This window comes from Flavobacterium collinsii (genome assembly GCF_902804485.1).
Classification (GTDB): Bacteria; Bacteroidota; Bacteroidia; order Flavobacteriales; family Flavobacteriaceae; genus Flavobacterium; species Flavobacterium collinsii.
On sequence record NZ_CADCST010000073.1, the window covers coordinates 36,639 to 51,726 of the forward strand.

Genomic DNA, 15,088 nt, shown 5'->3' on the forward strand with positions numbered 1-15,088 from the left:
TGAAAAATACAACAAAATATGCTTTTTAAAAAATATAAAATTATCAGATCTCGAAAGCTTTTAAATATCTTTGATTCTGTAAAATGTCACAGCGCACATGAAAAAATATATTTTATTGTGGATCTTTTTCTATACCACATTCGGCTTTGCACAAAAAAAAGAGATTCACAGACTAACAAAAAAAGAGATCACACAAAGGGGACTCAACAACCTTACAGATTTTCCAATCTATAGAGCACTAGAATGTTCAGATAAAGGCGGTGTGTATGAATTACTTTTCTGCGAAAACCAAAAAATAATTTCGAAAAAAGACACTTTAAATACGAAAATCCAAGCCATTTTTGTCCAGAATGACCATGGGGGTTTTCTTGAAAAATGGAGAATTAATGATTTATTGGAAGACAGTAATCCTAAAGAAACTACTATCTATTTTTGGACAAAATACTGCAGTACGACAGATCTTGACGGAGATGGGCTTATCGATCCGGTAATTGTTTACGGTACGAGAACGGAATACAACGAGATAAGGCGCGTTAAAATTATTACGATCTCTCACAATAAAAAATATGTAATTCGTGCTGTAGAATGCGATCTGGATTATTGCAGAAGTTTTAAAAAGGATTCAACCTGGAATTTACTTCCTCTAAAAACAAGAACCTACCTTAATTCATTAGTTGAAAGGTTAAGAAAGGAGCAAAATTTACTTTTGAAAGACGGATAAGTAGATCGTTATGGGTTTGAATTATGAATTATGAATTATGAATTATGAGTTGTGAATTATGAGTTGTGTTTAAGAGTTCCGTAGGAACGAAATATTTATAGCAACAGATTTCAATCCGTTGAAAAAAATCACACGACACGTTCAAAAGTTCTGTAGGAACGAAATATTTATAGCAACGGATTTCAATCCGTTGAAAAAATCATACGACAAGTTCAAAAGTTCCAGCGGGATGGCACATATTATAATGGTATTTTTTTAAAACAAATTATACGTTTGCAATGGGTTTGTAAAATGGACCGAACCGGTGGTTCTTCTTTTGCTCTTGCGACATTTAATCCGGATTAAAATCCGGTCCTACAATATGGGTCGAGGCTAGCGCCTCTTTTTAAAGCTTACTTTTTAAATTTTCCTTTACCTCATCAAACCATTCGTTTTGCAGGATGCTCAACACAATAGAATCACGACGAACATCACTATTTGCAGTTGGCATATGACTTCTTAAAACGCCTTCAACTTTACAGCCGATACTTTTCATGGCAGCAATACTTCGTTCGTTATTATTATCGGCACGAAATTCTACTCGTTCCATACCAAGTGTTTCAAAGGCAAATTGCAGCAATAAAAATTTACAGTGTTTATTCAATCCGGTTCCTCTAAAAGCTGATCCGTACCAGGTAAACCCAAGCTGAAGTGTTTTATACTCCAGATTCATGTCGTAGAAACGAGTTGTACCTGCATATTTTTGAGTTTTTTTATCGAAAACTATAAACGGAAATTCTTTTTGATTCTCTCGTGCTTTTATCGCTAACTGAATATATTTGATCAGATTTTCTTTTCCATCTGCACCTACGAGTGAGTACTTCCAGGTTTCGGGTTCGTTGATAGAAATTTCCAATAAATTATCGACATCTGATTCTTGTAAAGGACGTAATAAAACGGAATCGTCTTCTAAAATGATATTGTCTGAAAAACTGAAATTTGATTTTGTCATGGCTTATATTTTTGTGTGTCTCTGCGAAATCTTTGTGCGACTTTGTGTTAGAGCTATTTCGCAAAGATTCACGAAAATACTCAAAGATTCACAAAGAAAAAATATTGATAAAAGAATAAAACACAATTGTATAAAAAATATTTAATATCTGTAGTCCCTACGGGACAAATGCGGGGGGGATTTTGTTTTTTTTCTATCAATATGTAATCTCTACGAGATTTGTCTTGTTCGTTATATTGTAAAATGAGATATTGGCTAAATTTATAAACATTCAATCTTTTAAATAATTTATTTTTGTTTGAGAAACCAAAAAATCACATTTAAATAACTAAATAAATGAACCATTTTGATGTCATATTAGAATCTCTTAAAAATCAAAAAAAGAGTATTGAGGAAAAAATTTCCCTTGAAATTGGGAATAAAAACCTTTTGATTATTGAAAAAGAAAAAATAAAGCAAGCTATTTATTGGTTGTCGTTGATTGGTAATTTACAAATTGAAAATTGTAGAGTAGAAAAGTCAATCACCATTCCTGATTTAGGATTTTGTGATGCAAGATTGGTACTTGATCCTGAGAGTGATAATCCTGAAATGTGGTCTGATTTTAAAATAAACGACGAAACGGTCTTATTAGATTCCGGTGATATTATTTTAAAATTAAAAAAACGCTAAAATTAGAACCCTAACAGGTTTTAAAATCCTGTTAGGATTTTATCTACTCACTCATTTCATCATAACGCTCCGGTACTTGCGGATCGTAGAGCGGACATTTGAATTCTTCCATCAGTTCTACCAGCTTGTTCATCGTTTTTCCTTCGGTTCCGTAACAATCGATTTTGATGCTTTGCGGTGTAGTAATTACCTGAAATGCTCCTTTTCCTCCGTCGTTTTTCCAACTATTTTCATCTACTCTCTCCCATTGAGAAAAAACCGAGTTGATTCTGTTTAAAATAACCTCAACGGGAAGGGTCTCAAGACCTTCTACTTCTTCTTTTTCCACAAGGGCTTCATAAACTTCATGATGGTTTAAATAAACCTCTTCTAAATATCTCCAAAAAAGTAATTCGTACATAACCTGATGTTTTTTTTAGCCCCGATAGCAGTGAAAACCCTTTTGTGCCGGGGTTCGGCATAAAAGGTTGCAGCGGATAGCGGGATTAGCTACTAAAATGCTAATGATTAATAAAAAAGGTTCTGTGTAAACTCCAGTATAAAAAACCTTTGCAACTCAGAACCTTTGAACCTTTATAACTCAAAAAATATTAATATTCGAATGTTCCGTATTCACTGGTAATGGTAAGTCTTTTAGCAGTTGCTGCTTCTACTCTACCAACAATTTGTGCGTCTACATTAAATGATTTTGAAATTGCAATAATGTCTTGTGCAATATTTTCGGGAACATAAATTTCCATACGGTGACCGCAATTGAAAACCTGATACATTTCTTTCCAATCGGTTTTAGATTGCTCCTGAATTAACTTGAATAATGGCGGAACCGGAAATAAATTGTCTTTTATAATATGTAAGTTCTGAACGAAATGTAAAATCTTAGTCTGAGCTCCTCCACTGCAATGCACCATTCCGTGAATATCATTTGGCGTATAAGTATCCAAAATTTTCTTAATGATTGGCGCATACGTTCTGGTTGGAGAAAGAACCAGTTGCCCAGCATTTATTGGACTGTTTTCGACAGCATCCGTTAAATTTACCTGACCTGAATAAATTAATTCTTCGGGTACAGCTGCATCGTAACTTTCCGGGTATTTCACTGCCAGATATTTTCCGAAAACGTCATGACGTGCAGAAGTTAATCCGTTGCTTCCCATTCCTCCGTTATAGCTTTTTTCGTAAGTAGCCTGACCAAAAGAAGACAATCCAACAATTACATCTCCAGCTTTTATGTTGGCATTATCTACCACATCACTTCGTTTCATACGAGCAGTTACAGTAGAATCTACAATAATAGTACGAACAACATCACCAACATCGGCAGTTTCACCTCCTGTTGAATGGATGGTTACACCAAAAGATTTTAATTCGTTGATTAATTCTTCGGTACCGTTGATAATCGCCGAAATGACCTCGGCCGGAATTAAGTTTTTGTTTCTTCCAATTGTTGACGAAAGCAAAATATTGTCGGTTGCGCCTACGCACAATAAGTCATCAATATTCATGATTAAAGCATCCTGAGCAATTCCTTTCCAAACCGAAATATCTCCGGTTTCTTTCCAGTACATATACGCTAACGATGATTTTGTACCGGCACCGTCAGCATGCATAATCAAACAGTGCTCCTGATCTTGTGTTAAATAATCAGGTACAATTTTACAAAATGCCTGCGGGAATAAACCTTTATCAATATTTTTTATGGCGTTGTGTACGTCTTCTTTTGATGCCGAAACACCTCTTTGTGCGTACCTTTTGCTAGAATCTGAACTCATGTAACTTAGTTTGTGTTGATGTGGTGCAAAGATAATCCCTTTTTTTAATTCTTTGATTGATTCGTATGTCTGATTCGCAAAAAAAATCGGCAGGTTTTTAGGCACTGCCGATTTTTTTCTATAAAATTGGTTATCAAAAATTGAGTTTTTAGTATTTTACCTCCAATCCGGCATTGAGGCGTTCTGAAATAGTGTTGTTCTGGAGCCATTACTATTGCTACTGGAAATAGTAACTTTTTGTATCGTGTTGGCTGATAAACCATCATTTGAGGTATTGACATAAATCAGCTCTGCTTCATTTGGAGAGAATTTTACATCGAAATCATTAAATCCATTTGGTTTTTGACTTGCCAGTTCGGTTGAAGTATTGGTAGCAACATTGTAAATAAATATTCTGGAGTCTAATCGTCTGTAAGTCGAATTTTCGAATCCTGAAATATCTCTGGTATAAGCAATTTTACTATTGTCTACAGAAATACTAATACCACTTGCTCCACCTGTTACTCCGGAAAGTACCTGATACAACACATCACCGGCGGTATTGATCACATATATCTCAACATTGTAACCCGACATATCATTTACTTTAAGTACAATTTGTGACCCGTCCTGACTCCATTCACATTCTGAAATGAATTTTCCGTTTGGCGTTTTAAACAATTGAATCAATCCCGATCCGTCAGAATCAATGCGATACAATCTATCAAAATTTGGATAAATAATTTGTCTTCCGTTGGTGCTCCAGCAATAATTCACATGCTCCATATTAAATCCTGCTATAGGTATAAAGTTTGTGATTTTTTTGACATCAGTACCATCCGGATTCATTGTGAAAATTTGATTTAATGAGCCGTCAGAACTTATATAAGCAATTCTGTTGATGCTTAAATTTTTTCTCGGTCTGTAGCTGTTTACTTCGGCAGATGACAGCTGAAGTTCGTTTCCGGATTCATCGGCGGTATAAATGACGTTGTTATTTTTTACTTTTTTAACATACAAATATCTCGGATTTGGAAATGCTAAAGTCGTAAAGGAGTTTGTAACACTATTTATTGGTTTATTAATTCCATCATCGGCTGTTACCTGCCAATAGTATTTCGTACTAAAACTTAAACCTGAAATGTTAAGTTTTGTGTCTTTTAAACTGGCATAGGTTTTAGTTTCGTCTGTTGTTCCGTTTTTCACCGTAACGGTATAGGTCATCGGATCTGATTCCGGATCTTTTGCCGTCCAGGTTAAATCTAGTGTTAGCGGTTGTCCTATAGCATTGTCTGTAGGCGCGGTTAATACGGGAACATCTGGTGGTTTGTTGTTGGCAGTAGAGACTTGCAACTCAAAAATAATCTGAGCTGTTATGTCTTTCTCAACGGTCGCAGGTTCAAATCTGGCGGTAAAACCATCTTTCTGTGCTTGAAAAGAGTATTTTCCCATTGTTATATTATCTATCTCGAAATATCCGTCTTTATCCGAAAATACGGTACTCGTAGTTGGGCTTGAAGAAATACGTGCGTTTTCTATTCCTTCATATGTTCGGGCATCTACTACTCTTCCTTTTATTGCTCCCGTTCCTGTTTCATCGATTTGATCTTCACTACAAGAAACCAAAAGCATAAAGCATATCAATATTTTTAGTCCTATTTTCATTGCGGTCTTGATTTTGTTAAACTTATATTGACTTTTTTCTCTATTTGTTCTCGAAAAAATATCGTTCTATTACAGTGTATGTATTGACGAACTATCTTTTCTTATGCTTGGAACTTTTTGGAAAGTAATAAGTGAGTCCCAAACCAAGTCTCCAGTAATAATCATCTCTTTTACCTCTTACGATATAATCAACATTGTCGCTAAAGGTCATATTATATTCTGCGAATAATTTTACTCCTAAATTACTGGTCGCCATATATTCTAAACCACCTCCAAACTGAACTTTACTATGAAAATTTTTGTATTCCTTATTAAATTCAAATCCGTAACCACCAAAAACAAATGGAGTCAGGATATCGTGAGGCAATATGATGCATTCGAGATTTAGATCTGTAGATACATATCCCAATTTGTCTCTTCCTTTATTCCCAATTTTGAATGCATTGGCCGATGCACTTATATTAAAAGCCGGAGTGAAAAAATACTTCACCGCTCCTCTGACCATTGGTGCCGGCTCCGGACTTTTATAATCGCCTTGTATAATGGCTGTTCCTCCGGAAACCTCTATACCAAAAAGGCCTCTTTTATCTTCTAAATTTCTATCGTATAATTGTGCCAGATCGGCTTCGCTTTTTTCCGCATCATAGGCTGATACAAAAGCATCGATTTGATTTTGAGGTGCATTCACTTCCCAAAGCTTGTCTTTGATTCCTTGTACAATAAGACCTTCAACTGCTTTTTCTATGGCTTCGGTAACTGCCAGCTGAATGGGTTCGTTTCTGGTAAAACCGGTTTCTACTTCCAAAAGTCGATTTAGATTTACATATCGAAATAAACTGGCATCTATACTTTGTGATAAGATTGTCTTAGAAACATAAACAGTATTTAATATTTTTCCGTTTGAAGTGGAAACCAATCTTAAATATACTGTAACGCGATCTTGTCGGTATCGAGTAGAACCTCCGGCGCCAAAATATCGGGCTCCGAAACCTCCGGTAATAATATTGGTATCATAGGAAATAATACCACCTTCCAGTAAAACTCCTGCAAACAATAAAGGAGTCAATACTGCTTCACCGCCTTCTTTTTTTGCCTCATATTCCTGACGTGTAGACCGGATAATGTTTCGTTCGTTTAATAAATTTCCAAGATTCTCGCGTTCTATAGGAACAAACCATTTTGAATCCTGAAGTGCTTTTATTAAAATAGAGGTAGCACCCTGAGTAACTGCTGTGCTAAATGTGCTTCCAACTTCAGTCGCTTTGTATTGACCTGTCTGGTCTTTAAATTTATATACCCCTACCACAATTTGTTCTTTTGGTTTTGGCATATCGACTAAATGTTCAGTTGCAGAAGTGTTTTCTCCAAAAACAGCTTTCTGAACTCCTACGGGTTGATTAAAATAAGCGCCACATCCTGAGAGTAGGCAGGTTATTAATAGTAGAAAAAGGAGAGTTTTATTCATAATTAGTTATTTTTTAATAATAAAACATGAACTTACTTTTTATAAAAATCGAATACCAGACTATTTACCCGGTATAATAACTTGCGTTTGCTCGCCAGTTTCTATATCCAGAATATTGACAACCATTCCTAAGTTAGAATTGTAAATATCCACAGACAGCGTTCCGAAGACATAATTACCAGGAGTAAGTCCTCCACCGGTACCGCCTCCAGTACCACCTCCAGAACCTGTACCTGAACCAAATTGACTATCAAATAATGAATTTGAAATTCTATTGAGCAATTGATTATTTAAAGTACTTTTAAAACGTTCCAGATCTGTTGGCTGCTTGTATCCGCCGTTTGCAGTGGTATCTTTATAATCATTTTGTGCCTGTGCAGAACTAAGCATCCATTGATAATTAAAAGTTTCACCACCGCTAAAAGCTGGATTAATAGGCTTATAAGCAAGATCCTGTGCAAAAGAAACGGTACAAAAACCCAACACAAATACGAATGAAATTAATTTTTTCATATTGCTGTTATTTAGTTTCCTACATTAAAAAAAGATAAACTCCTCTACAAAAAATTACTTCTCGATTATTAATATTGAGTTATTTATTAATACTGAGTTATTATTTTATTCTGTTTTTCGATGTCTTTAAAATACTTAAATGCTTTTGATGCGGCAGATTCTGCCATGTATTTTAAAAAATCTTCGTCCGGACGTGAAATAAATTCTTCCACTATTTCTCCATCTATCAGAATAGTAATTTTTGTTGTACGTCCAAAAGTCAATTCCTCCTGAACGGTCACGATTTTACTTGTATTAATTCTTAGTTTTGAATATTGTGCATAAAAAAAATCATAAAAATCATTCCCCAGTTTTGTTTTGGTATCATTAGCAACAATCCCGATCATTTCAATTCCATCTACAGGAATTGGTTTTCCGGCATCCGATACTTTGTCTTCTCCAAAAACAACACGGTCTTTCCCTATCAATTCATTTTTCTCATCATAAATTAATAGCAATATTATAATCTCATCTTCTGGTGTAAAATTAACCTGCGTTTTAGAAAGTTCAACTTTTTGAATCGGTTCTAATGTGACTCTGCCATCCTGAGCATTATTTGATTTATTCGAGTTTTTTTTGTTTTTTTTAAATACAGTCAATTTATATGATATGTTCTTAAACTGCGATTTTAAGTTTTCTGCAGTTCCCGTAATAGCAAGTAAATTTTCTATTTCTTTTACTTCTATTTTGGCTTTTACTTCAATGTGAACTTCCTGAGAAAATCCAGATTCAGAAAAAAAAATAGCAAAAACAATAATCAATATGCTCAAATACTTTTTCATGATACTATCGATTGAATATGTAAATTGTCCCCGAGTTTCCCGTTTGATTAATTATTAAATCTTTAGATATCGAATTTGAGCCGGTACTGATTACCGATAAATTATTGCCGTACTGATTGATTTCCATGGAAGTGACTCCACGCGAATACATCGAAGTATCATTTATATAATTGTTATTGCCTGTTTGTGTGTAGGACTGATTGATTTCATCAGCATATTTGTAGACATTCATGTAGTTATTGTTGCCTGTCTGTTGTGCGGTAACATAAGCATTATTACTTATGATGGTTAAATTGGCTTGATTGTAGTTTCCAATTTGAGCAACATTAACGATGTTGCTGCTTTTAATATATTGATTTACTGCTTGATTTTGATTGCGATTGAATGCTTCATTTAATAAATAGTCACTCCTATTCACATCAATTACTTGAGAGAATAAAATCCCTGTGATTAGTAAGAATATAAAAGTGGCTAAACGTTTCATGACCTATTGTAATTTAAAAAAAGGAAGAACTTAATAGTTCAAGTTCTTCCTTTTCCTGGTTTATTCTTAGTTAGATTGAATTACTACACTTCCATTTAAGAAACCTGTTTGAGTAACTGTACTCATATGATCGTTTCCAAATTGTGCAGTGGCTGCAAAGTTGCCGGCTCCGTATTGTTGAATACTAGAAGTGTTGTCCCAGCCTAATTGTAAAGTAGCTGCATTGTTAAACAGTCCAAATTGATCTGTAGATGCGGTGTTGTCATTTCCGAATTGAAGTGTCAAAGCGTTATTGGCAAGACCAAATTGATTAGTAGTAGCTGTATTGAAGTTACCTATCTGTAATACATCAGAATTGTTGTAAGCTCCAATTTGAGTAGTAACTGCAAGATTACCGAACCAGATTCCCTGAGCGATGCTAGAATCATTATTGTCTCCGATTTGTGTTACTACAGCAACATTTCCTCCTCCTAATTGTCCAACAGTAGACTCATTATCATCTCCATATTGTCCTACAATTGCAACGTTGGCAATACCTATTTGGTCAACATCTGAGCTATTAGTTGCTCCTACCTGAATTACCAGTGCACCATTTAATAAACCTGTCTGGTCCACATCACTCATGTTACCTTGCGCAAAAGCTGCGACTCCCACAAACAGCATCGCGGAGATGCTTAAAATTGCTTTTTTCATAATAAATATATTTAATTGGTTATTAATTCAATTTATTATGTAGGTCAGTATGATTTAGGGAAATCATGCACTCAAAATCTTCATTCAAAAATAAAAATCAAAGCTTTTATTTTCTTTCTTCATGATCAAAATTAGAAAACTTATCACCAACCAAAACAGGTATAAATACCTATTTTCCAATATCTTAATTACTTTTCGATGAAGTGTAAAACTATCTCGATGAACTACTTTAATGCTTTTTTTTCTTAGCAGGAAAAAAGCTACTTTTCATAATTTGATCACAATTTAACTTAGACATTTGTTAAAACAAAATCATAATATCAATTTTTTAACAAAATCATAAAAAAAATCCTGTCTTGAAAAGACAGGATTTAAGAAAGCGTATATTCTAAATGTTACTTGGTAAACAACAATTCTCTGTATTTCGTCAAAGTCCAGCTTTCATCGTCTACTAATAATTCTAATTTATCACAGTGATTGCGGATGTCTTCAAAATAAGGTTTTACTTTATTACAATAAGCTTCTGCCATTTTTTGCGCATCGGTCAATTGATTTGCCGTTCTTCGTTCACTGGTCATCGCCAGTACTTTAGAATTGATTCCTTCTATATGACCTGAGATTTCTTTGATCAGAACAATTTGTTCTTTTGCAATGGTTTCAAACTCTTTACCAAAAATCTCTTTTAACCCTTTTACATTTTCAATTAAAGTATTTTGGTAGCGAATAGCAGTTGGAATAACATGGTTTCTGGCAATATCTCCTAATACTCTCCCTTCGATCTGGATTTTCTTAGTGTATTCTTCCAATTCAATTTCGTAACGGGCTTCTGCTTCAACATGATTCAGAATTCCAAGTTCGTCAAATAATTCCAGAGCCTGTTTCGAAACTTTCGCTTTAATCGCTTCCGGAGTAGTTTTAAAATTACTCAACCCTCTTTTAGCCGCTTCTTTTTCCCAGGCATCACTATAGCCATCACCTTCAAAAAGAATTTTTTTAGACTGCTTGATGTATTCTCTTAAAACATTAAAGATCGCATCGTCTTTCTTCATGTCTTTAGATTCGATTAAACCGTCTACTTCTATTTTAAAATCCTTCAATTGTTTGGCCACAATAGCATTCAGTGTAGTCATTGCGTTTGAACAGTTGGCATTCGAACCCACCGCTCTAAACTCAAATTTGTTTCCTGTAAAAGCAAAAGGCGAAGTTCTGTTTCGGTCTGTATTGTCCAAAAGAACGTCCGGAATTTTTCCAACAACGTTTAATTTTAAATCTGTTTTTTCCTCAGGAGATAATTTTCCGGTGGTTACACTCTCCAATTCCAACAATACTTTAGACAATTGCGCTCCGATAAAAACAGATATGATTGCCGGAGGTGCCTCATTAGCTCCCAAACGATGATCGTTGCTCGCCGTTGCAATAGAGGCTCTTAATAAAGTTTCGTAATCGTTAACTGCCTTAATCGTATTGATAAAGAAGGTTAAAAATTGCAGATTGCTCATTGGTGTTTTACTCGGACTCAATAAATTAACCCCTGTATCTGTTGCCAATGACCAGTTGTTATGTTTTCCCGAACCATTTACTCCTTTAAAAGGTTTTTCATGAAACAGCACTTTAAAATCATGACGCTCTGCTACTCTTTGCATCACATCCATTAATAAAGAGTTATGATCTACCGCCAAATTAGTCTCTTCAAAAATTGGAGCTAGTTCAAACTGATTAGGCGCTACTTCATTATGACGTGTTTTTACAGGTATACCTAATAGCATACACTCCTGCTCTAAATCTCTCATGTAAGTTAATGCGCGCGTCGGAATAGATCCAAAATAATGATCGTCTAACTGTTGTCCTTTTGCCGAAGTATGCCCTAATAAGGTTCTTCCTGTCATCATTAAGTCAGGACGGGAATTGGCCAATGCCTTATCAATTAAAAAGTATTCTTGTTCCCAGCCTAAAGTAGCGGTAACCTTCTTTACATTTTTATCGAAATATTTACATACTTCTGTCGCTGCTTCGTCCATAGCAGATAAAGCTCTTAACAACGGAATTTTATTATCCAAAGCTTCTCCTGTGTAGGCTATAAATACAGTTGGAATACACAAAGTCGTACCATAAATAAATGCCGGAGAAGTTGGATCCCAGGCGGTATAACCTCTCGCTTCAAATGTATTTCTGATTCCGCCATTTGGAAAACTTGAAGCATCTGGTTCCTGTTGTACCAATTGTGCTCCTCCAAACTTTTCTACAGGATCACTTCCATCATAAGAAGTTTCAAAAAAAGCATCATGCTTTTCTGCTGTTGTTCCTGTAAGAGGCTGAAACCAGTGTGTATAATGGGTAACACCTTTTGATAATGCCCATTCTTTCATGCCCATGGCGATATAATCGGCCAGTTTTCTGTCTATTTTAGTTCCATGTTGAATGGCATCTCTTACTCCTTTTAAAGCATCAGAAGTTAAAAATTGCTTCATTGCTTTTTCATTAAACACATTTGAACCAAAGATGTTCGATTTTCTGTCTATTTCTTCAAAATGTACCGGCTTTCTTGTAGAAGCTTCTTGTAAAGCTTGGAAACGTAATGTTGACATGTATATAAGTTTAAAGATTTGTAATTATTTTCATTAAAAAAGAGAAACAAATATAAACAATAAACTCCCCTGTTTGAAACATAAACTTTAGAATATTATCCAACGATTTATCAACATTAAACGCTTTTTTCAAAGAATAATGAATTTGATTCAAAGAAATATAACAAAATGCCGCAGTATTATTCATTAAATCAACATTTTTTCACAATTCTATGGTTTAAAAATTTAAAAACAACCCCTCATTTTTACGAATTTGCCTTTTTACGCTATATAAAATTACTTTTTTAAAAATATACCCCTTCAAAAATTACGCTTATCTAAAAAATAGTATCACTCTAAACAAAATAGCCCCCTAATTTTTAGGAGTGAAAAAATAAATCTATCTTTGACCCAACGAAAAAAAACAAAAAAATTAATTTATATTATTATGGCTAAAATTAAGTTAGAATACATTTGGTTAGATGGATATGAACCAACCCAAAATCTTAGAAGTAAAACTAAAGTTGAAGAGCACGAAAATTTCAAAGGAACGTTAGCAGAACTTGGGAATTGGTCATTTGATGGTTCATCAACCAAACAAGCCGAAGGCGGATCTTCTGACTGTCTTTTAGTTCCAGTTGCAATCTATCCGGATCCAACACGTATTAACGGATACCTGGTAATGTCAGAAGTTATGTATGCTGATGGAAGACCACACCCGTCTAACGGTAGAGCCACAATTGATGATGATAATGATGATTTTTGGTTTGGATTCGAACAAGAATACTTCATCATGGACACTAAAACTCAACTTCCTCTTGGATTTCCAGTTGGAGGTTACCCTGCTCCACAAGGGATGTACTACTGTTCTGTAGGAGGAAAAAATACTCACGGAAGAAAATTAGTTGAGGAGCATGCTGATTTATGTATTGCAGCAGGAATCAATTTTGAAGGTATCAACCAGGAAGTTGCCTGCGGACAATGGGAATTCCAACTATTCGCTAAAGGCGCTAAAAAAGCCGGAGATGAGATCTGGGTTGCCCGTTACTTATTAGATCGTTTGACTGAAAAATACGGTTATTACATCGAATACCACCCAAAACCACTTGGAGATACCGACTGGAATGGTTCAGGTATGCACGCTAACTTCTCTAACGAGGTGTTAAGAACATGTGGAGATCAGGCTACTTACGAAAGAATCTGTGAAGCTTTCCGTCCTGTTACTGCTGAACATATCGCCGTTTACGGAGCTTACAACGACCAACGTTTAACCGGTAAACACGAAACTGCTTCTATCCATGATTTCTCTTATGGTGTTTCAGACAGAGGATGTTCTATCAGAATTCCGTTAATGACTGTACAAAAAGGCTGGAAAGGCTGGTTAGAAGACAGAAGACCTGCTTCAAACGGTGACCCATATAAAATCGCTGCGAGAATTATCAAAACTGTAAATTCAGCATTGTAATTATTAGCTATATCATACTCAAAAGTGCCCCTCAATTATGAAGGGCACTTTTTTTTGTAAACCTGTCTTTTAAAAACCTTTAACATCTAAACAACAGAACATTTTAGAGTTAACTTTTTAATAATTCATTTTTAGATTTAATTTAAAAACTATCTTTGTGAATCACTAAAAAAACATCCTAATGGTTTGGATTTTCTTCTTAATAGCTGTTGCACTTATTCTTGCTTTAGACTTAGGCGTTTTTAACAAAAACCCACATATCATTAGTACTAAAGAAGCAAGCAAATGGACTCTTATCTGGGTAACCCTTTCTTTTCTTTTTTCAGGAGTTATTTATTGGCTCTATACTACAGATTATATTGCAAATCCTGATAATCTGAAACCCGCTGTAGCTTCTATGAAGTTTATAACCGGTTATCTGATTGAATTATCGTTAAGCGTTGACAATATTTTTGTCATCGCAATTATTTTTGCTTCCTTTAAAATACCTCAAAAATACCAGCACCGTGTTTTATTCTGGGGAATTCTGGGTGCCGTTGTTTTCCGCGGATTAATGATTTTCTTTGGAGTAATGCTCATCAATAAATTTAGCTGGACTACCTATTTATTTGGTGCCTTCCTGCTTTTCACAGCCATCAAAATGTTGTTCACCGGAGACAATGAAGATTTTCAGCCCAAAGACTCTTTTATCTACAAAACACTGGGAAAAATTATTCCGATTACTTCCCAAATGGATGGAGAGAAATTTTTCATTCCCACAAAAACGGCAAAAAAAGCAGCTACTCCATTATTTGTAGCCCTTATTGTGATTGAATTCATGGACGTTCTTTTTGCGGTAGACAGCGTACCCGCCATTCTAGCCATTACTTCTGACCCATTTTTGGTATTCAGTTCTAATATTTTTGCTATTCTGGGATTACGTTCGATGTACTTTTTCTTAGCCAATATGTTGGCAAAATTCAGTTATCTGGAATATAGCCTTATTGCTATTTTAAGTTTCGTAGGATTAAAAATGCTGCTTCACGATTTTTTCCATGTACCGGAATGGGCTTCTTTAGCCTTCATTGCGCTTTCACTTTTAGCCGGTATTCTGGTTTCTTTAAAATTTGGAGCAGAAAAAGAACTTACTGATACCGATCCGGAATAGCACTTAAAAATAGTATAAAGTTAAAAAGGAGATCTTTCGATTAAAAGTGGTCGGAAGAAATTTCGGCCACTTATGTTTTATATACTTTTTGCGGATCTCCTCCTGAAAGTACTATCATTACTGCAGTAATTAACTCTCT

14 protein-coding genes are annotated in these 15,088 nt (G+C 34.9%); 4 read left to right on the forward strand and 10 right to left on the reverse strand.

Features of this window, described 5'->3' with window-relative positions; all coding sequences use genetic code 11:
- Positions 1-97: 97 nt before the first annotated feature.
- Positions 98-721: a M949_RS01915 family surface polysaccharide biosynthesis protein gene (locus FLA105534_RS08550; protein ID WP_173965619.1), complete on the forward strand. Its 624-nt coding sequence runs from the start codon at positions 98-100 to the stop codon at positions 719-721.
- Positions 722-1,106: 385 nt separating this feature from the next.
- Here the strand turns inward: FLA105534_RS08550 and FLA105534_RS08555 are convergent, their stop codons facing one another.
- A complete protein-coding gene (locus tag FLA105534_RS08555) occupies positions 1,107-1,712 on the reverse strand; it encodes a GNAT family N-acetyltransferase (protein ID WP_173965621.1) in 606 nt (201 codons plus the stop codon).
- A 336-nt stretch (positions 1,713-2,048) separates the two neighbouring features.
- Here FLA105534_RS08555 and FLA105534_RS08560 point away from each other — a divergent pair, with 336 nt between their 5' ends.
- On the forward strand, positions 2,049-2,384 hold the full coding sequence (locus tag FLA105534_RS08560) for a hypothetical protein (protein WP_173965622.1): 336 nt from the start codon (positions 2,049-2,051) through the stop codon (positions 2,382-2,384).
- A 43-nt stretch (positions 2,385-2,427) separates the two neighbouring features.
- Here FLA105534_RS08560 and FLA105534_RS08565 read toward each other — a convergent pair whose 3' ends face one another.
- From FLA105534_RS08565 to FLA105534_RS08605, 9 genes are all read right to left on the reverse strand, one after another.
- Positions 2,428-2,784 (reverse strand): hypothetical protein, encoded by a 357-nt coding sequence (locus tag FLA105534_RS08565; RefSeq protein WP_173965624.1) that lies wholly within the window; start codon positions 2,782-2,784, stop codon positions 2,428-2,430.
- Positions 2,785-2,974: 190 nt separating this feature from the next.
- A complete protein-coding gene (locus FLA105534_RS08570) occupies positions 2,975-4,153 on the reverse strand; it encodes an AIR synthase related protein (RefSeq protein ID WP_173965626.1) in 1,179 nt (392 codons plus the stop codon).
- Positions 4,154-4,309: 156 nt separating this feature from the next.
- Positions 4,310-5,797, reverse strand: coding sequence for a carboxypeptidase regulatory-like domain-containing protein (locus FLA105534_RS08575; protein WP_246253195.1), 1,488 nt, complete (start codon positions 5,795-5,797; stop codon positions 4,310-4,312).
- A 91-nt stretch (positions 5,798-5,888) separates the two neighbouring features.
- Positions 5,889-7,262: a CsgG/HfaB family protein gene (locus FLA105534_RS08580; RefSeq protein WP_173965628.1), complete on the reverse strand. Its 1,374-nt coding sequence runs from the start codon at positions 7,260-7,262 to the stop codon at positions 5,889-5,891.
- Positions 7,263-7,322: 60 nt separating this feature from the next.
- Positions 7,323-7,775 carry a curli assembly protein CsgF gene (locus FLA105534_RS08585; protein ID WP_173965630.1) on the reverse strand — a complete coding sequence of 151 codons (453 nt, stop codon included), beginning with the start codon at positions 7,773-7,775 and terminating at the stop codon, positions 7,323-7,325.
- An 86-nt stretch (positions 7,776-7,861) separates the two neighbouring features.
- On the reverse strand, positions 7,862-8,596 hold the full coding sequence (locus tag FLA105534_RS08590) for a CsgE family curli-type amyloid fiber assembly protein (RefSeq protein WP_173965632.1): 735 nt from the start codon (positions 8,594-8,596) through the stop codon (positions 7,862-7,864).
- Positions 8,597-8,600: 4 nt separating this feature from the next.
- On the reverse strand, positions 8,601-9,080 hold the full coding sequence (locus FLA105534_RS08595; protein ID WP_173965634.1) for a hypothetical protein: 480 nt from the start codon (positions 9,078-9,080) through the stop codon (positions 8,601-8,603).
- Between the two features lie 66 nt (positions 9,081-9,146).
- Complete coding sequence (locus FLA105534_RS08600; RefSeq protein ID WP_173965636.1) at positions 9,147-9,773, reverse strand: hypothetical protein; 627 nt, start codon at positions 9,771-9,773, stop codon at positions 9,147-9,149.
- Positions 9,774-10,168: 395 nt separating this feature from the next.
- Entirely contained in the window at positions 10,169-12,358 is a 2,190-nt protein-coding gene (locus FLA105534_RS08605; RefSeq protein ID WP_173965638.1) for a glutamine synthetase III family protein, read from the reverse strand.
- 427 nt (positions 12,359-12,785) lie between these two features.
- Here FLA105534_RS08605 and FLA105534_RS08610 point away from each other — a divergent pair, with 427 nt between their 5' ends.
- Both FLA105534_RS08610 and FLA105534_RS08615 read left to right on the forward strand, forming a co-directional pair.
- Complete coding sequence (locus FLA105534_RS08610) at positions 12,786-13,802, forward strand: glutamine synthetase beta-grasp domain-containing protein (protein ID WP_173965640.1); 1,017 nt, start codon at positions 12,786-12,788, stop codon at positions 13,800-13,802.
- A 181-nt stretch (positions 13,803-13,983) separates the two neighbouring features.
- Positions 13,984-14,949 carry a TerC family protein gene (locus tag FLA105534_RS08615; protein WP_173965642.1) on the forward strand — a complete coding sequence of 322 codons (966 nt, stop codon included), beginning with the start codon at positions 13,984-13,986 and terminating at the stop codon, positions 14,947-14,949.
- Positions 14,950-15,088: the final 139 nt, after the last annotated feature.